The sequence below is a fragment of the Xylanibacter sp. genome, assembly GCF_057607445.1.
Map to the genome: position 1 here is coordinate 393,846 of NZ_DBLZAX010000001.1, position 18,943 is coordinate 412,788.

12 protein-coding genes are annotated in these 18,943 nt (G+C 49.1%); 5 read left to right on the forward strand and 7 right to left on the reverse strand.

Annotation, left to right across the window (positions count from 1 at the left end; genetic code table 11):
• The first annotated feature begins 51 nt into the window (after positions 1-51).
• Positions 52-1,206, forward strand: coding sequence for a lactaldehyde reductase (gene fucO / locus ACZMIG_RS01550; RefSeq protein WP_287604438.1), 1,155 nt, complete (start codon positions 52-54; stop codon positions 1,204-1,206).
• A 90-nt stretch (positions 1,207-1,296) separates the two neighbouring features.
• Here fucO and ACZMIG_RS01555 read toward each other — a convergent pair whose 3' ends face one another.
• The 7 genes from ACZMIG_RS01555 to ACZMIG_RS01585 form a co-directional block, all read right to left on the reverse strand.
• Positions 1,297-2,565, reverse strand: coding sequence for an aminoacetone oxidase family FAD-binding enzyme (locus ACZMIG_RS01555; protein ID WP_487888910.1), 1,269 nt, complete (start codon positions 2,563-2,565; stop codon positions 1,297-1,299).
• A gap of 14 nt (positions 2,566-2,579) precedes the next feature.
• Positions 2,580-4,151, reverse strand: coding sequence for a glycoside hydrolase family 43 protein (locus ACZMIG_RS01560; RefSeq protein WP_487888911.1), 1,572 nt, complete (start codon positions 4,149-4,151; stop codon positions 2,580-2,582).
• Between the two features lie 452 nt (positions 4,152-4,603).
• Complete coding sequence (gene clpB, locus ACZMIG_RS01565) at positions 4,604-7,192, reverse strand: ATP-dependent chaperone ClpB (protein ID WP_484446552.1); 2,589 nt, start codon at positions 7,190-7,192, stop codon at positions 4,604-4,606.
• A 772-nt stretch (positions 7,193-7,964) separates the two neighbouring features.
• The gene (locus ACZMIG_RS01570; protein WP_487888912.1) at positions 7,965-10,364 is read right to left on the reverse strand and encodes a TonB-dependent receptor; all 2,400 of its coding nucleotides are present in this window, start codon (positions 10,362-10,364) and stop codon (positions 7,965-7,967) included.
• Between the two features lie 206 nt (positions 10,365-10,570).
• A complete protein-coding gene (locus ACZMIG_RS01575; RefSeq protein WP_125103818.1) occupies positions 10,571-11,461 on the reverse strand; it encodes a YitT family protein in 891 nt (296 codons plus the stop codon).
• A 130-nt stretch (positions 11,462-11,591) separates the two neighbouring features.
• Positions 11,592-12,500 (reverse strand): YitT family protein, encoded by a 909-nt coding sequence (locus ACZMIG_RS01580; RefSeq protein WP_021853915.1) that lies wholly within the window; start codon positions 12,498-12,500, stop codon positions 11,592-11,594.
• A gap of 336 nt (positions 12,501-12,836) precedes the next feature.
• Complete coding sequence (locus ACZMIG_RS01585) at positions 12,837-13,676, reverse strand: helix-turn-helix domain-containing protein (protein WP_487888913.1); 840 nt, start codon at positions 13,674-13,676, stop codon at positions 12,837-12,839.
• A gap of 223 nt (positions 13,677-13,899) precedes the next feature.
• On the opposite strand from ACZMIG_RS01585, the gene ACZMIG_RS01590 reads away from it, so the two are divergent.
• From ACZMIG_RS01590 to ACZMIG_RS01605, 4 genes are all read left to right on the forward strand, one after another.
• Positions 13,900-15,219 (forward strand): TolC family protein, encoded by a 1,320-nt coding sequence (locus tag ACZMIG_RS01590; protein ID WP_484449282.1) that lies wholly within the window; start codon positions 13,900-13,902, stop codon positions 15,217-15,219.
• A gap of 100 nt (positions 15,220-15,319) precedes the next feature.
• Complete coding sequence (locus ACZMIG_RS01595; RefSeq protein WP_482692603.1) at positions 15,320-16,360, forward strand: HlyD family secretion protein; 1,041 nt, start codon at positions 15,320-15,322, stop codon at positions 16,358-16,360.
• A 1-nt stretch (position 16,361) separates the two neighbouring features.
• On the forward strand, positions 16,362-17,897 hold the full coding sequence (locus ACZMIG_RS01600; RefSeq protein WP_482692605.1) for a hypothetical protein: 1,536 nt from the start codon (positions 16,362-16,364) through the stop codon (positions 17,895-17,897).
• 99 nt (positions 17,898-17,996) lie between these two features.
• A complete protein-coding gene (locus ACZMIG_RS01605) occupies positions 17,997-18,671 on the forward strand; it encodes an MgtC/SapB family protein (protein ID WP_053397514.1) in 675 nt (224 codons plus the stop codon).
• Positions 18,672-18,943: the final 272 nt, after the last annotated feature.

Sequence of the window (18,943 nt, forward strand, 5' to 3'; positions counted from 1 at the left end):
TTTGCAAATGAGATTATTAATTACTAACCAATATTCTTTTTATTAAAAAACATGATTAACAGATTTATTCTCAACGAAGTTTCTTACTTCGGAGCCGGTGCACGTAAGCAGTTGCCGGAAGTATTGGCGCGTCTTAATCTTCACAAGGCATTAGTTGCAACAGATAAAGGACTGTTGAAAGTTGGTACAGCAAAGATGGTTACCGACGTTCTTGATGAGGCCGGATTTGCATACGACATATACAGCGAGATAAAGCCCAACCCTACGGTTACTAACGTTAAGCAGGGCGTTGACGCATTCAAGGCGTCTGGTGCCGACTGCATCATCGCTATCGGCGGAGGCTCGTCTATGGACACTGCCAAGGGTATAGGCATCGTTGTTGCCAATCCTGAGTTTGCCGATGTTGTTTCGCTCGAGGGATGTGCACCTACAAAGAACAAGTCGGTGCCAATCATCGCGCTGCCTACAACAGCAGGTACAGGTGCCGAGGTTACCATCAACTATGTTATTATTGACGAAGAAAATCAGAAAAAGATGGTCTGTGTAGACCCTAACGACATTCCTGCCGTTGCCATTGTTGACCCCGAACTGATGTATTCTCTGCCGAAGGGACTCACTGCCGCAACGGGTATGGATGCTCTGACACATGCCATTGAGGGATATATCACAAAGGGCGCATGGGTTATGTCTGACATGTATGAGCTGCAGGCCATAAAGATGATAGCCGAGAATCTGCCTGTTGCCGTTGAGGAACCGCAGAATCCTGTAGGACGTGAGGGCATGGCTCTGGCTCAGTATATCGCCGCTCAGGCATTCTCTAACGTAGGTCTTGGCCTTGTTCACGGCATGGCTCACCCGATGGGCTCGCTCTTTGATGTTCCCCACGGAGTTGCCAACGCGCTGCTTCTGCCCACAATTATGGAGTTCAACATGCCTTGCTGCATAGAAAAATATGGTGTCATTGCACGTACAATGGGTGTTGACACTACGGGCATGACTGCCGAGGAGGCAGCACAGGCTGCATGCGATGCTGTCAAGGCATTGGCCATCCGTGTGGGCATACCTCAGCATCTGTCTGACCTTGGCATTAAGGAGAGCGACATTCCCGCTCTCGCCGCTCAGGCTATTGCCGACGTATGTACTCCGGGTAACCCGCGTGACGTTACGGAGGAGCAGATCGTTGAACTGTACAAAAAGGTGCTTTAATTAGAAAAGTATCATAATAATAAAGGAACACCAGGCGCCTGGTGTTCCTTTATTTTGTTTTTTATCCAGCCTGCATTTGTCTGACTGAAACTATAGTGTCCCGTATTTTTCTGCAACAGACTTTGCCGCAACATATCCCATTGTCCATGCCGCCTGAAGGTTGAAACCTCCTGTTACGGCGTCAACGTCGAGCACTTCGCCTGCAAAATACAGTCCTTCGTGGCTTTTGCATTCAAGAGTCTTTGCGCTGATGTTGCCCAGGGCAACGCCGCCACAGGTAACAAACTCTTCCTTAAACTTGTTCTTGCCGTCTATTCTGTATCTGTCGTTTGTCAGTGTGGCCACAAGGCGGTTGCGGCCCTTGCTGCCAAGTTCGGCCCATCTCATTTCAGGTTTCAGTCCGCTCTGTGTCAGCAGATGCTCCCAAAGGCGGCTGTTTAGGTTGGCAGGATATATGTTCGAAATCTGTTTCTGCTTGTTTTGGGCAGCCATCTCGCTTATCATGTCGGCCACCTCCGGCTCATTCATGTCGCCAAACCAGTTTATCCACAGCTCCGCCTTGTATTCGGCATCATGCAGAATGCGTGCAGCGTATGAAGAAAGGCGCAGAATGGCAGGTCCGCTCATGCCCCAATGGGTAATCAGCAGCGGTCCGGTAGCTCTCAGCTTGGTGCCGGTGAGGCCTGCGGTAACGTCGTTTACGACGGTGCCCATCAGTTTGGTGACATTGTCTTTCGGCAGACATACGCTGAACAGCGACGGTACAGGCTGTACGATGTCGAGGTTGAGGCCCCGCAGAAAATCAAGTCCGCTTGTCTTTGGGCTTCCTCCTGTTGTTACCAACACGATGTCGGCATGTTCTTCCGGCGCGTCGCTTCCGCTGAAACTTATGCTGAAATGGCAGCTGTCATTGTTGTTTATTTCATTCTCGGAGATGTGTTCAATCTTGCTTACCCTGTGCCGTGTCTTTATCTTTACGCCTCTATGGTGCATCAGCCGTGTTAGTGTGCCGACAATTTCCATGGCGTCCTGTGATACAGGAAACACGCACTGGTCGTCTTGCGTTACGAGTCTTACCCCATTGCTCTCAAACCATCTGAAGGCGTCAACATTACTAAACTCGCGCAGCAGGCGCTTCACCAGTCGTGAGCCGCGCGGATAAACAGCCTCGATGCTCCTCACATCCCTGAACGAGTTGGTCAGGTTGCAGCGTCCGCCGCCCGTTACGGCCACCTTTGCCAGCAGCTTGTTTCCGCTCTCATATACGGTTACGCATGCTTCGGGCATGCGCTCTTTCAGGCATATTGCGGCAAAGCATCCCGCCGCACCGCCGCCTATTATGGCAATCCTTGTTGTCATTATGGGCTTATGTCTTATTTTTCTTCTTTCTTATATACAAATTTTTCTATGTTTACGTGTCCGCCCGGCTGTTTCGTGGCATAGTTAAACAGGGCATATCTTGTGCCCATGAACAGGCGGCGGTAGTCGAATTTCATCTTAAACTCTCCGCCTATAGCCGTCCATTTCTTACCGTCGGTGCTGTAATAGAATGTGGCTATGTCGCGTCCGAGGTTGAAGTCGCCGTCGATGCGCAGGAAAATTCTGTTGCCTGTTATGCTTATGCGTGCCTTCTCCTGCGTGTCAACACTGCTCACGAGATGTTCCTTCTCTGTAAGGTTCACTTGCGTTTGCGTTACGGTCAGCCATGTCTTGCTGTTGTCCTTCTCTATTGCCATTATGCCCGAGTGGCCGTTGAATGCGGCAAGTCCGGCGCGGTCGCCGTCTCTCATGCCGCTGAAGTCAATCTCTATATATGCGCTGCATTTAGGCCCTTCCATGCGCTGTGTCAGCGTGTTGGGCGCCATATACAGATTGTCGACCACTCTACAGGTGGTCAAACGCAGGCGTCCGTCGGATAACTTCCAAAAATCATTGGCAGGATTATGGTTCCATTGCCAGTGCTTCAGGTCGAGCGTGTCGCCGTTGAAGTTGTCGCTCACCACCATGTCTATGTCTTTACAGCCCTGCACAGGCTTGTTCATCACGAAAGGCACCTTGCCGTTCACGTTGCCGAGCATAGGCCATCCGTCGGTCCAGCGGCACGGCATGAGCAGCGGCACACGGCCTACGGCTCCGCGGTCCTGGAAGATGAAGCCATACCAGTTGCCGTGTCCGTCGTCAACGATGGTGCCCTGTCCGGCATAGGGGAAACCGGCAAAGTTGTCTTCAAGTATCACCTTCTTCTCATAAGGTCCGGTTATTTTGTCGGCGCGGTAGCACAGCTGTCGGCGCGGCTTGTCCTTCGGCCATGAAATCATGAGCAGATAATAGCGTCCGTCGTGCTTTATCACGCGACTGCCTTCGAGCAGATTGTTCTCCTCTTCGTCGCGCACGTTGAGCGTGATGTCCACGCCGCCCTCCTTCTTGGCCGTAAGGTCGGCGTTGAGTTCGGTCAGTTTGCCTGTTCCGCTGAACACATACACGCGCCCGTCATCGTCGAAGAACAGCGATGCGTCGTGAAAGTGGGGCAGGCGAGAGTGCAGCGTCCATCCCTTGCGCGGGTCTTTCGTTGTGTAGACAAATGAGCGGAACGGCTCGTCGTTGGGCGAGAACAGGGCATAGAATGTGCCGTTGTGGTATCTTATCGACGTGGCCCATTGTCCGCGTCCGTACACTGTGCCGCCCTGCATATTATATTTTGGCGTTTCGTCGAGCCTGTCGAAGAGATAGCTCACCGTCTCCCAGTTTACCAAATCCTTAGAGTGCATTATCGGTGCGCCCGGCATAAGGTGCATTGTGGTTGTTACGAGCCAGAAGTCGTCGCCGGTGCGTATCACGTCAGGGTCGGGCATATCCGCCCACACCACGGGATTCTTGAACGTCTCTTGTGCATAGGCCAGTGTGGCGGCAAGCATTATGGTCAGCGATATAAATAGTTTTTTCATGGTATTTGTCTTTTTCCGTTTTGTTTCCCTATATCTTGTCAGGCATATTATTTAATTGTATTTCTCATCAGAGTGGCTTAAATGTTATGTAAGGCACTGCTGATGTTACGTTTCTGCAAAGTTACAAATTTAATTTTACATTATTGCCGTTAATGTCTTTATTCTGTTTCAAAGTGTTGCATTGCATGCAGCTAATGTTTCTGTTTTTTGCTTTTTGGCGCAAAAATAGATGCCTTTAATCTTGTGTAACATTGATAAAAATGTAGGAACCTACCCCAGGTACGTCCACATAAAGGTATTGCCGCTTTCATAATAATTTGAATGCTTGTCGCACCTGGGGTGCCTCCCTGCGTTATTGATAGTTATGTTGATAATTAATAAAAGAAAAGGGGCGGATAAAAATACTTATCCGTCCCTTCTTTTAAGAAATGTTCGATTATGCATATTTATCCTTAGTTTCTGAACACCAGTCCTGCGCCGTTGGCGTCGATTATTATCGGCTTCTCGCGGCTAACCTCCTCAGCAAGAAGTTTCTTTGAGAGGTCGTTGAGCACATATTCCTGTATGGCTCTCTTTACAGGACGGGCACCGAACTCAGGGTCGAAGCCTGCGTCGGCAAGCCAGTTGATGGCTGCGTCGGTGTATTCGAGAGTGAAGCCCTGCGGTTCAAGCATCTTCCTGATGGCGTTCATCTGTAATTTAACCACTCCGGCAATCTGCTCCTTAGTCAGCGGCAGGAACATTATTATGTCGTCGATACGGTTGAGGAACTCAGGACGTATGGTCTTCTTCAGCAGCGTCATCAGCTGGTTGTTGAGCATCGACTGCTCATGGCTGTCGAGTTTTCCACCGTGTTTCTCCAAGTCTTCACGTATCAGCTGGCTTCCAAGGTTAGAAGTCATGATGATGATAGTGTTCTTGAAGTTTACGGTACGTCCCTTGTTGTCGGTCAGACGGCCGTCGTCGAGCACCTGAAGCAGGATGTTGAACACATCCGGGTGGGCCTTCTCAATCTCGTCGAAGAGCACAACCGAATAAGGTTTGCGCCTTACTGCCTCGGTGAGCTGTCCGCCCTCGTCGTAGCCAACGTATCCCGGAGGCGCTCCGATAAGACGGCTGACGCTGAACTTTTCCTGATATTCGCTCATGTCTATTCGCGTCATCATGGTCTCATCGTTGAACAGATATTCGGCTAACGCCTTTGCAAGCTCTGTCTTACCTACACCGGTAGTGCCGAGGAAGATGAACGAAGCTATCGGGCGCTTCGGGTCTTGCAGTCCGGCACGGCTGCGGCGAACGGCGTCGCTCACTGCCGTTATGGCCTCTTCCTGACCTATAACACGTTTGTGCAGTTCCTCCTCAAGGTGCAGCAGCTTCTCGCGCTCGCTCTGCATCATTCGCGTTACGGGTATTCCTGTCCAGCGGCTTACCACCTCAGCTATATCGTCGGCAGTAACTTCCTCGCGCACCATTGCCTCGCCGCCCTGCGTGTTGCGCAGCTGATCCTGAATGTTCTTGATGTCGTCTTCAAGCTGTTTCAGGCTGCTGTAGCGTATCTCGGCCACACGCTCATAGTTGCCTTCACGCTCGGCGCGCTCAGCCTCAAACTTCAGCTGCTCTATCTGCTGCTTGTCCTGCTGAATCTTGTTGACGAGAGCCTTCTCGCCTTCCCATTTGGCACGGAACACCTTTTCCTGATCTTTCAGTTCGGCAATCTCTTTGTCGAGCTGTTCAATCTTCGGCTGGTCGTTCTCACGCTTGATGGCCTCGCGCTCAATCTCGAGCTGTTTCAGCTTACGCGTAATCTCGTCGAGTTCCTCAGGTACAGAGTCGCGCTCCATTCTCAGCTTAGCTGCAGCCTCGTCCATAAGGTCGATGGCCTTATCAGGCAAGAAACGGTCGCTGATGTAACGCTCCGACAGTTTGACGGCTGCTATGCAGGCATCATCCTGAATACGCACCTTGTGGTGGTTTTCGTAGCGCTCCTTCAGACCACGCAGTATGCTTATTGCGCTAAGCTCGTCAGGCTCGTCAACCATGACGGTCTGGAATCTCCTTTCAAGAGCCTTGTCCTTCTCAAAATACTTCTGATATTCGTTAAGTGTCGTTGCACCTATGCTGCGCAGCTCGCCACGCGCAAGCGCAGGCTTCAGAATGTTGGCGGCATCCATTGCGCCTTCGCCTCCTCCGGCACCAACCAGCGTGTGGATCTCATCTATGAATAGGATGATACGGCCGTTGCTGTTGGTAACCTCTTTGACGACGCTCTTCAGACGCTCCTCAAACTCTCCTTTATATTTAGCTCCGGCAACCAGCGCACCCATGTCGAGCGAGTAGAGCTGCTTGTCTTTCAGGTTCTCCGGCACATCGCCGCGGACTATACGCTCAGCCAGTCCTTCAACGATGGCTGTCTTACCGGTTCCCGGCTCACCTATCAGTATAGGGTTGTTCTTTGTACGGCGTGACAGAATCTGAAGTACACGACGAATTTCATCGTCACGGCCAATCACAGGGTCGAGTTTGCCCTGACGTGCCTCCTCAACCAGGTTCTTGGCATATTTCTCCAGGCTCTGATAGTTTTCGTCAGCCGACTGCGACTGCACCTTCTGTCCCTGTCTCAGCTCGTTTATGGCTGCGCGCATCTCCTTTTCGGTGCATCCAGCATCTTTCATTATGCGGCTTGCCGTAGAGTTTACATCAAGCAATGCCAGCATTACAGGTTCAACGCTGACGAACTCGTCGCCCATTTTCTGCGATATGTCTACGGCTTTCTGAAGCACGCTGTTGCTCTCGTTGCTGAGATAAGGCTGTCCGCCCTGAACCCGTGGCAAGCGGCTAATCTCACGGTCAACCACTGTCTCAACCTGCATGGCGTTTACACCGAGCTTCTGAAACAGAAAGTTGGTGACGTCTTTAGCCTTGTTCATAAGGCCCTTGAGCAGGTGGACCGGCTCAATCGACTGCTGTCCTGAGCGTTGTGCGGTGTTAACTGCCTCCTGAACAGCCTCTTGCGCTTTGATTGTGAATTTGTCGAATGTCATATAATAGTCTCCTTTCTTTTCTTTTTCTTATTTGTTATTCCTGAATACAATCTTTTTACGATTGTCTGCTATCAGAGAATCAAAATACATGCCCGTAGCCGGGTTGTGACATTTTGTCTTGTTTGTATGACAAATTTTCAGTCTAATTAATCCTCTGTTGCTGTATACATAATCAATATATAATGCCGACTTTGTTCTGTTTTGCATATTGTCGTCCTTTGATGCTATGGCCTTACACTTTGATTTCTTTTGAGGCTCTCATACTGCAATATTTGAAAATTATAATCATTTGGCCGTGAAAATGCCCTGAAAACGTGTGCAAACGTAAGTAGGTGTGTTACATGTTGTTATGCAGGTAGCGCCGTATATGTGCAATGTTTTTTGTCCTAAATGGGACAAAAAAGCCTTTATTTCAATAAAAAAAACAGGTTGGTTTTCATGCTGAAAGCTGCCCGTTTCCGGGTAAAAAGTTGCCGAGTTGTTTTATAAAAGCTTACCTTTTATGTCCGGATGTAAATATTCTTTATCATAATAAGGCGCATGGCCTGTCTGATTTTTCTATTTCATCAGAAAATCATGACAAAACTAAAGTGACATAATGATGCGGCTTTTTGTGAATATACTTTCATATTGGTTGATATTGCATGTGCACTTTCTGCTTGTTCGGGCGTACAGATGTGATTGGTTTTGGATAAATAAAAACGCAGAAGTTATCAACAGACAATGTCGAAGCTGTTGATAACTTCTGCGTGAATGTATGTTTCTGTATATGTCAGAAGCGCACTGTTACGCCGATGCTGGGCAGCAGAGTGCCGCTGTCCTGACTGATATACTTCATCTTGTAGCGCTGTTCGGCTGCCGGAGCGTCAGGATTTTCAATGACGCCAGTGCTCATCAGCACGTCGGGCTGGCTCAGAACGCTCTTTGTTATGTTCTGTATGTCGAGATAAAAGCCGAGCATCCAGCCTTTGAAATAATAGTTTTTGTCTACGCGGATGTCAAGTTGGGCAAAGGCGTCAAGACGTTCGGTGTTAAACTTCGAATAGTCGTAATATGGTCGTCCCTGTGCGTCCCATGCCTCCACGAGCGACGACTTGTCAACGTCATACGGCGTATACGGACTGCCGCCTATCGCACTCAGCTTGGCTCCTATGCTCCAGTTGCGCGGCAGCTCGTAGGTGGCGCTCACGTTGGCAATGAAGCGGTTGTCCCATGCCGAATTGATATATCCGGCGTCAGAGTTGTTCTTGTATTGACTCTTGAATAATGTGAACGACGCCATAGACACCAGTTTGCCCGGTATCTGCCAGCGCATGGTGGCTTCGAGGCCGTAAGCCCTGCCCTTGGCCGACGAAACGAGCAGCTCGTTGCCCACAACGCCATAGTCGTTGCCCTTGCATGAGAGCGGAATGTTGTCGGCAACGGAGAGCGGAATGTCAGTGTAATGTTTGTAGAAACCTTCCAGACTCACTGTTATCTGCTTGCCCGGTGTCCATTCAACGCCCAGCGCCGCGTTCTTTACGCGCATATATTCGAGCGACTTGTTGGCCAGTTGGCCGTTTTCGTCCTTATATCCCAGGGCTGTGTATGGCGGCAGCTGATGATACATTCCGGCGCCGATGTTGACGGCCCACGACGGCAGAAACTTGTAAGACAATGATACGGTGGGCGAGATGTGCTCCCAGAAGCGCGCTGTCAGGTCAGAATAAGAGCATCCGTCGAGGCGCAGGCCCATGTTGGCCGTAAGTCTTCCGTCTTCACTCGTATAGCGCGCCGAGCCGTAGGCTGCCCATCCTGCAAAGCTGATGTCGGTTGAGTATTGCGATATTGAGCTTTCGTTGTGATAAACTCTTTGGTATGTGTGGTCGTTGTAGAAGGCATACCATGCTTCAACGCCCTCGCGCCATGTCCAGCGGTCGTTATATGTGCGGTTTTCAGCTCTCAGCGATAGCTTCTGTTCGCGCGAACTGAGGTCGAGCGTAAGGTTTTCGGGAGCCGAATCGTCGTTGTTGCGGTACTTAAGATTCTGGTTGCCCAGATAGTTATAGCCGAGCGAAACCGTTGTTACGTTCTTTCCGGCATAATGTTTATAAGATGCGCCGAGCGTAAACGTCTGCTGCGTTATGCGGGGCAGGTAGCTCAGCATGTATTCGGCGTCCTCTCCTTCTTGGTCAGTATTAAGCTTCATGTTGTCGATGCCCGTAAGCCCGAGGAAAGTTATTTCGTCTTTCTTTCCCAATTTGGTCTTTATCTTAAACTGTCCGTCTATGTAGTTTGGCAGGAAGGGCAGGCCGATCATCTTGAATAGCAGTTGCAGATACGACTGGCGCACAGAGAACAGATATGTAGTGTTGCTGCCGAAGTGGCCCATGCCGCTGAGCGACACTTCTGATGCTCCGAGAGTGGCCTTGAAAGAGTTTTCGTCGGTGTTGCCGTCGAGAAGACTGATGTCCATTACCGAACTTAATGCGCCGCCGCGGTCAGACGGGAATGCGCCTGTATAGAACTGCACTTCGCGTATAAGGTCGGCGTTGAGTATGCTCACCGGGCCGCCCGACGCACCCTGAGTGGCAAAGTGGTTGATGTTAGGTATCTCTATGCCGTCCATGAAGAAGCGGTTTTCCGACGGCGAGCCGCCCCTTACGATGAGGTCGTTGCGATAGCCGATAGGAGAGAACGACACGCCTGGCACCGACCTCACAATGCGCGAGATGTCGCGGTTGCCGCCCGGACTTTTCTCTATCTCGCCGAGTCCTATTATCTGCATGCTCACCGGACTTGGCTTTACGCGCCTTATCACGGGCACGCTAACCGTAACTTCGTTGAGATGCTTTGAGTCTTCGTCGAGTTCAATCTCTATCGTAGGCATCTTTGCCGACACGAAATATTCGGCAGACAGCACGCTCTTGTAGCCTATGCACGTAACGTAGAGCCGGCAGATGCCTGGATTGACGCCGCTTATGACGAACACTCCGGTGGTGTCGGTGGCTGCTCCGACGCCCTGCAGCCCCTGCACCGATACGCTTGCGCCTATGACAGGCTCGCGCGACAGTCTGTCTACGATGCGTCCGCGCACCGTAAACTTCTCTGATTCGGCATGCATGGCCGTTATCTGGAAGATGCAAATAAGGATGAATGCTATTCGCTGAAATGTGTGTAGAATGTATTTCATATAAATAATACAGAAGTTTTAAAAATGTAGTCGTGTCTGTTGATGCGTTCTGCGAAAGGCATCTGGCACTGTAATAAAACGAAGTTAACGGACAAATCGCCATGTAGGAGATATAAAAACTGTTGTCCGTTAACTTCGTTCGTTTCTTTTGTCCGGCTGTTATTCTTTTCTTTGCCGGCTATGCTTGGGCCATGTGGCCGCAGGCATTATTTCATCTTGTCGAAGCCTTCGCCGAACACACCGTGGCAGAATGTCTGTGAAACCATGGCATGGGGGTCGATATTCTTAATATAGTGGAATATTTCCTGAGACTCATATTTTCTTGCCAGAACGATAAGTATGTCCACTTCCTTCTTTGAATACCAGCCCTTGCCCTCAACAACGGTAACACCTCTGTGGGCGCTTTGGTTGATCTGGTCTGCAATCTTTTCATAATCCTTTGATATGATGATAAACTGCACAGTCTGGCGTGAACCGTTGACAACGTAGTCGCAGACATAACTTGCAATCAGAGTGAAGGCGATACCGTAGACGATTGTCTCGGTGCTGTGGAACAGCAGATAAGACGAGCTGATAATCGTAATGTCGATAAACTGCATGGCACGTCCGAAGCTCAGGCTGAAGTATTTGTTCAGCAGGGCTATCAATATATCGGTTCCTCCGGTTGAGCCGTTATGCGAGAACACCAGACCGAGGCCTCCGCCGGCCATTGCACCTCCGAGAATAACATGCATAAACTTGTCTTCGCCGGCCGTGATTATGGGATATGCCTGAAACAGGGGCTGAAGTACGCCCACAAATACCGACATGATAGACACGCCGATGATGGTTCTGATGATAAACTGCTTGGTGAGTGCCTTGCAGGCAATGATAAGCATAGTAACGTTAAGCACCCAGATCGAAATACCGGGAGGAAATCCGAAGGCATAGAACAGCAGCGCCGATATACCGGAAACGCCTCCCATCACAACCTGTTCGGGAAGGATAAAGGCCGTATATCCGAATGAATAAAGTAATATTCCAAATGTAAGGAAAAAAAGATCTTTATAAAAAGAATTCTTTACTTCGGCCTTGCCCTTTTTTTTGATATCATTCATAATAATTATGGTTAAAAATTAAAAAAACTATCACTTTCATGTACAGCGGCAGAAAATGACCTGTTGCTGTACATGAAAGTGTTATATCACGAGTATGTGTGTATTTAATACTTTCAGAATTATATGTAGACTATTTTATCTTTTCGAAGCCTGCCCCGAACACACCGTGACAGAACGTCTGTGAAACCATCGCGTTAGGATCGATCTGTTTGATGATAATCATCAAGTCCTGAAGCTCGTATTTATGCGCGAGGATTATCAGCAGCTTGACATCGTTCTTTGTATACCAGCCCTTACCCTCTACGACCGTTACGCCACGATGCATGCCTCCTGACACATTATTGGCGATTTCCTGATATTCTTTAGATATTATCAGCAGCTGCACGGTTTGCTTTGAACCGTTTACCACGAAGTCGAGCATGAAACTTACCACTAATGTGAACACGATACCGTAGATGATCGTTTCCACGCTGTGGAATACAAAGTAAGATGAGCTTATGATTGTGAAATCTATGAACTGCATGGCGCGGCCGAAACTGATGTTGAAATATTTGTTAAACACCGCCATCAGTATGTCTGTTCCGCCTGTAGAACCGTTGTGTGTAAACACGATGCCAAGTCCTGTTCCGCAGAGCAGTGCTGCAATGAGGACATGCATGAATTTGTCTTCTCCGGGAGTTATAATCGGGTGAGCGGTGAAGAAAGGCTGAAGGAAGCCCACACAGAGCGACAGCATCGTGACGCCTATCACCGTCCTTATTACGAACTGGGGTGTAAGAGCCTTGATTGCTATGATGATCATCATGGCATTGAGCACCCAGATGGAGATACTTGGAGGAAAACTCGTTGTGTAGTAAATGAGTGCTGAAATACCGGCAACGGCTCCCTGCACAACTTTTTCAGGTAATATGAATGCTGTGTAGCCTGTAGCATACATCAGTACTCCGACAAAGAGAAAAAAGATGTCTTTGCCTTGCTGCTTCCAGTTCGTTTGGGCGATAATGTTAGTTATCTTGTTCATATCAATGATTGTTTTCATGGCTTTCACATATTTTTCATAATGTCTTGGCGCAAGTCTTTGCGTGCGTAAGAGTTTAGACTATGTGGTATGCCGCATGTCTGTTATTTATTTTTTTGCAAAGATAGTTTAATTTTGCAAAGTCGCAAAGAAATATTGACTAAATGATAGAGGGTTTTTGCATTAAATCTGATAAAAAAATAAGTGCGGTCAGCCGCCTCTGAATGCATGCTTTTGGCATATTGTTTTTGTTATGCGTCAACGGATGATAATATGCATACGCTTAATCGGAAATATGTGCCAACTATGCTTCAAACAAGCGTCGCAGTTTAACAAAAATGTAAGGCCTGTCAGGCGTCATTGTTGCTTGATATTTTTTCTGAATTGCTGTGGCGTAAGGCCGGTGTGCAATTTAAAGTAGCGACAGAAGAACGACTCGTCGCTGAAGTTGAAGTCCCATGAAAGCTGCTTGACGCTTTTCTCACTGTTACGCAGCTGCAGTTTTATCTGCAGAGTTACATATTGGTCTATAATATTTTTTGTAGTGTGTCCGGTCATATTTTTTACAATGGTGTTAAGATATTTCGGCGTTATGTTAAGCTTTCCGGCATAGAAAGCCACGTCGTGCGACTTCATGTAATATTGTTCGAGGTCTTCCATGAACATGTTGAACAGTTCGTTGGTGCGTCTTGAGCCGTAGCCTTCAGGCTCCTCGTGCCTGTTGCGCACCATCCAGTCGTAGAAACCGAGAAAGAAGGCCTTGAGCTGGTAGAGCACAAGCTGGTCGAGACATGTGCAGTCCTTCTGTATGAAATACAGTCTGAGCAGGCTGAACATGTTTTCAATTATCAGCGTAACCACCTGTTTGTCTGTGCGGCATCTGTCCTTGCGCAGCAGCGAGTACACTGTTTGCTCCAGTTGCAGGCTCGCCTCCCTCAGCATCGTCTTGTCGTAGCGCAGCATTTCCACCTCAAAGTCGTCCGAAACATTGTGCAGCATCACCATGTCGTTCGGGAATAGTGTTATTACGGCATCTTTTTTCAGATGCCAGTCTTTAAAGTCGATGCGCATTGTTGCCGTGCCGCCTTTACATAATATTATTGCACCATAGTCGATGACGTTCGATTCTGCTTCAAGTTCTTTCAGCGATGTAGTGCAGAGCTGCGCCTTGTCTGATGCGAATGTTTCAAATTTCATGGGCTTGTCGTATGTTGCTTTTACTTATGTCTGAAATATGTATATCTCCGTTTTGTGCTGCAAATATCGCTATATTGAGTGATAAAACACCATATTTGTTCCGAAAAGTCCCATTTCTCGCGAAAAAATTAAAATCATTTAATTGTTAAATAGTCTTACCTTTGCACCCGGTTTCAGACCATTTCTCTGGATTAATGGAAAATATAGTGAAAATATAAAAGTGATGATTAGATGTAAATTTGTTTATGCCGTATTGTCCGGCGCACTGCTTCTTCAGTCAACAGATGCATTGTCGCAGACGCAGCGCACAATGACGGTGAGCGAGTTGTTTTCTCTTGTTGAGACGGGCAGCAGACAGTTGCGTGCCCAAAAGTCGGAAGTCGACGTGGCACATCATGCCATTTCTGAGGCAAAGAGCCGGCGTCTGCCTGATGTTAACGCTTCGTTGTCTGTTAGTTATAACGGCAACGTGCTTATGACCGACCGCGATTTCAGCAATGCCAAAGGCATCACCCAGCCACACTTCGGCAACAGTTTTGCGCTCGAAGCTCAGCAGGTGGTTTATGCCGGAGGAGCCATCAACACGGGCATACGCCTTGCCGAACTTCAGAAAGAGCAGGCAGAGACAGGCGTCGCCCTCAGTCGCAGTCAGCAGCGCTTCATGGCTCTCGGTCAGTATCTCGACTTGGTTAAGCTGTCTAACGGAATGAAAGTTTATGACAGCAACATTGCGCTTACCGAAAAACTTATTGCCGATATAAAGGCAAAACACGAAGAGGGCATAGCGCTGCGCAACGACGTTACACGATATGAACTGCAGATGGAGTCGCTCAAACTCGGACTGCGCAAGCTTCAGGATCAGCGCAGCGTGCTCAACCATCAGCTCTGTAACACCCTAGGACTTACTTCTGATGTTGTGATCATGCCCGACACAGCAGAACTTAAAACCGCATCAGACAATGGCAACGAGGCCGACTGGCAGAGCCGGGCATCAGTTTCGTCACCGTTGCTGCGCCAGTCGAAACTCGGTGTAGATATGGCCCAGCAACAGTTGCGCATGGCAAAGAGCGACCTTATGCCTAAGGTTGTGGTGTTTGCTACTGACAATTTCAGCGGTCCGTTCACTTACGACTTGCCGCCTATAGACAACAACTTCAACATCTGGTATGTTGGTATCGGCATAAAATATTCGCTCAGTTCGCTGTTCAAGGGCAACAAGACGGTGCGTAAGGCTAAGGCGCAGATTGTGCAGAGCAACGAGAATCATGCCGTTACGGCAGAGAGTGTAGACAACCAGATGCAGCAGGCATACACGCTCTATCGCCAGTCGTTTGTCGAACTGCGCACACAGCAGAAGAGCGTAGAGCTTGCCGCTCAGAACTATCAGGTGGTCAACGACCGCTACATGAGTCAGATGGCACTGATAACTGATATGGTCGATGCGTCTAACATAAAGCTTAACGCCGAACTTCAGGAGGTTGACGCACGCATAGGCACCATTTACGCATACTATAAAATGAAATATATTGCAGGCGAAATCTGATAAGGCACTTGTGTAAATACATAAAAACAATACCGGCCGCGCTGCCTGAACCGATACAGGTACGGCTACGGACAGAAATTACAAATAACAGACATAAGATATGAACAACAAGAAACTTATAAAAAGAATATACAATGTAGTAATCATACTGTTGCTCATCGGAGCAATAACGTATGTTGTAACCCGCTTTGCCCATCCGGCAAACACAGAATATACTGACGATGCACAGGTGCAGCGCCACATAACGCCGATAAACACCCGTGTGCAGGGATTTATCAAGGAGATACGCTTTGAGGAATATCAGCACGTGAAGAAGGGCGACACGCTCGTTATCATCGAAGATGCCGAATATCGTCTACAGCTTGCTCAGGCTGAGGCCAACTATCGCGGCTCACGTTCGGGCTCTTCTGCCATATCAGCCGGAATGAACACTACGACGAGCAACGTAAGAGTGGCTTCTGCAGGCATAGAGGAGGCAAAGGCAGACATGGACAACGCCCGCCGCGACTATGAACGCTATGCCTCGCTGCTGAAGAAAGACGCTGTTACCCGTCAGCAGTATGACAACGCGCTGACAAGATATAAGGCGGCGAAGGCACGTTACGAGCAGGCAAGCGCAAACCGCCGTTCAACATCGCTCGTAAAGAACGAGCAGGCTCACCGCCTGAGTCAGAACACGGCAGGCGTAAGCGTTGCCGAGGCTGCCGTAAATCTTGCCCGTCTTAATCTTTCTTATACGGTTATCGTGGCTACGAGCGACGGAGTTATGGGCCGCAAGGACATTCATGTAGGTCAGCTCGTTCAGCCCGGACAGATGCTCGCACGTATTGTAGACGACGATCAGGTGTGGGTTATTGCCAACTATCGCGAAACACAGCTGAAGAACATCTCTGTAGGCGATGCCGTTGAGTTTACTGCCGATGCCATTCCGGGCGTTACATATAAAGGTGTGGTTGAGTCGCTCAGTCCTGCCACGGGCTCGGCTTATTCTATGGTGCCTGCCGACAATGCCACGGGCAACTTCGTGAAGGTTGAGCAGCGTGTGCCGGTGCGTATAGCCATTGTGGGAAAGAACAGCGAGGCCGACCTGAAGAAACTCCGTGCCGGACTGAATGTTGAAACGTTGGTAATGTATAAGTGATATGCCGCCTATTCCTACAGGACCGTTCACGATGCCGATGATGAACGGCTTCGTGCCCAAGAAAATACAGCCGTGGATATATGTCTTCTTCGCCTTCTTTTTTCAGTTGGCGGGAGGCATGTATGCCGGAGCTATGCCTCACGTGATGGGCGACATGTGTATCATGCGCGAGGATGTTACGATGATTGTGCTGTGCGGCGTTATCGGCGTTAACATGCCTTTCCCGTTTCTTTTCCGCTTTAAGTTCAGGTTCACCAACCGCCAGCTGCTCATAACGGCAGCTCTTGCCATTGCCGCATGCAACTGGCTGTGCATGTACACCGAGTCGGTGCCCGTGCTGTGTTTTCTTTCTTATGTTGCAGGATTTTTCAAACTCTGCGGAACGTTTGAGTGTATGTCTAATATACAACTGTGGATGACATCAAAGCGCGACTTCACAATATTCTTCCCGTTGCTTTATTGTATTGTTCTCGGCGACATGAGTCTGTCGTCTTGGATAACCGTCCACCTTACATATATATTCCAGAGCTGGTATGCCATGCACTGGGCTATGACGGGCGCAATGCTCTTCATTGCGCTGATGGTGTATGTGCTCACCCATGACTTCCGCTTTATGAAGCCGCTGCCGCTGATAAGCCTCGACTGGCTGGGCTGCGTGCTCTGGTCGGCTTTGTTGATTGAAGTAGTGTTCCTGTTCAATTACGGTGAGTATTACAACTGGTGGGACGGATGCCCGTTCCGTGTGGTTACGTTCATGGTGCCCGTGACGTTCTACTTTGCGTTGCAGCGCATGCGCCACATCCGCCATCCCTATATAGCCCCTGAGGCATGGCTCTATAAGCGTCTGCTGCCCCTGCTTGCTGTGTTTGCGCTGGTTGAACTTATCAACTCAACCCCTAAGATATTGCAGAACACGTTTACGTCGGGCGTGCTCCATTTCGGCGCCATGTCCACTTCCGTGTTCTATCTCGTAGAATGGGCGGGCACAATATGCGGCTGCATGTTCGTGATGTTCTGGATAAAGGTGCTCAGGCAGAAGTTTACGCGCCTGCTCACCGTAGGACTCATGTCCCTGCTGGCTTATGAGGTGCAGATGTATCTTATGATTACGCCCGGTCTTGACATCGCGAGCTTCTATCTGCCTATATTTTGCAGAACCTTCGGTGTGGCTATCTTCTTCACGGCCCTTACAATATATCTCGAAGAATTGATGCCGTTTCAGCATTTCTTCATGGGGTTAACCATGGTGGGATTCATCCGCAACGGCGTGGTTGACACTATATGCTCGGGCATATACAGCTTTTCGCTCAGGCATCACATAGCGGAAAATTTTGCGCGCGCCATGCCGTACGATGCCACGCAGGTGATACTCGTCAGTCTGAAACAGCTGTTCGGCGTTACGTGCATCATTGCCACAGTTGTGTTGCTCATCTTCCTTGTATGGGACATTCAGCCCGTTAGGGATACGCTGAAAAGGATGCCTTACTGGAGCGTTGTCGGCCGTCTGCTCCGCAGGCAGATGTCGTCAGGCAAGTAGGGCAGGGAGACTGTTACCGTCAGTAATCTGAAAAAGCGGCGGCCGGACATTGGATATTCGGAAAAAATGTGTATGTTTGCATAAAATAGTTATATGCTTATGTTTACTACTACCGAATTCATCTTGCGCATAGCCATTGCCGGTGTGCTGGGCGCTGCTGTCGGCCTTGAGCGAGAGCTGCGGGCTAAGGAAGCCGGTACGCGTACACATTTTCTTGTGGCGATGGGGTCGGCTCTTTTCACCATCCTTTCGCAGTATGGCTTCGACGAGTCGCTGAAGATCTACAGTTCGTTTGCCTCTTTCGACCCGTCGCGTATTGCAGCGCAGGTGGTTACGGGTATCGGATTTATTGGTGCCGGCACCATAATCTTTCAGAAACATGTGGTGAAAGGGCTTACCACGGCTGCCGGATTATGGGCTACCGCTGCCATAGGCATGACTGCTGCCACCGGGCTTTATGCCCTCGCTATAGGCAGCACGGTGCTTGTGCTGTGCTGTCTTGAGGTGTTCTCCTTTGTGGTTAACCGTTTCGGAATGAAAAAGATAGCCGTAACGTTTTCCACACGTAGCCATGACACAGTGCGTCAGCTGCTCAGCGAGCTGCAGGCTGATGGCGTTGACTTTGATAACTACGGGATGAAGCAGATTGTGGTTGACGGAGAACGGCAGTATGAGGTTACGCTAGAGATGAAGCTGCGCCGCAGGAATTACCGCACCCGCATTCTCGATTTTGTCAAGGAGTTCAACGGTGTGAGCATAGAACTCATAGAATAGCCTGTGTCAGGCTCATGCCGTGTCCGGTCGTCAGGCAATCTGCCTACTGCATTTTTATCCTTTTTGTGCTTTGTCCTGATTTCGGGGCGATGTGCAGAAAGGTTATTTTTTGTGAAACAGAATTACCGGCTTGATTGTTTTCGTATGGATATGATAATTTTTTTGTATCTTTGAAAAAGATATGAAACGGCTCGGCAAAGTCTGCTTAAAAAGCACAGGTTTCTTATCTGTCATTGCACTTGCCTTTTGCCGTATTTGCATATAACGTCAAT

Coding starts and splice junctions, on each gene's coding strand:
- fucO (WP_287604438.1), top strand. CDS start 52: ATGATTAACAGATTTATTCTCAACGAAGTTTCTTACTTCGGAGCCGGT.
- ACZMIG_RS01555 (WP_487888910.1), bottom strand. CDS start 2,565: ATGACAACAAGGATTGCCATAATAGGCGGCGGTGCGGCGGGATGCTTT.
- ACZMIG_RS01560 (WP_487888911.1), bottom strand. CDS start 4,151: ATGAAAAAACTATTTATATCGCTGACCATAATGCTTGCCGCCACACTG.
- clpB (WP_484446552.1), bottom strand. CDS start 7,192: ATGACATTCGACAAATTCACAATCAAAGCGCAAGAGGCTGTTCAGGAG.
- ACZMIG_RS01570 (WP_487888912.1), bottom strand. CDS start 10,364: ATGAAATACATTCTACACACATTTCAGCGAATAGCATTCATCCTTATT.
- ACZMIG_RS01575 (WP_125103818.1), bottom strand. CDS start 11,461: ATGAATGATATCAAAAAAAAGGGCAAGGCCGAAGTAAAGAATTCTTTT.
- ACZMIG_RS01580 (WP_021853915.1), bottom strand. CDS start 12,500: ATGAAAACAATCATTGATATGAACAAGATAACTAACATTATCGCCCAA.
- ACZMIG_RS01585 (WP_487888913.1), bottom strand. CDS start 13,676: ATGAAATTTGAAACATTCGCATCAGACAAGGCGCAGCTCTGCACTACA.
- ACZMIG_RS01590 (WP_484449282.1), top strand. CDS start 13,900: ATGATTAGATGTAAATTTGTTTATGCCGTATTGTCCGGCGCACTGCTT.
- ACZMIG_RS01595 (WP_482692603.1), top strand. CDS start 15,320: ATGAACAACAAGAAACTTATAAAAAGAATATACAATGTAGTAATCATA.
- ACZMIG_RS01600 (WP_482692605.1), top strand. CDS start 16,362: ATGCCGCCTATTCCTACAGGACCGTTCACGATGCCGATGATGAACGGC.
- ACZMIG_RS01605 (WP_053397514.1), top strand. CDS start 17,997: ATGTTTACTACTACCGAATTCATCTTGCGCATAGCCATTGCCGGTGTG.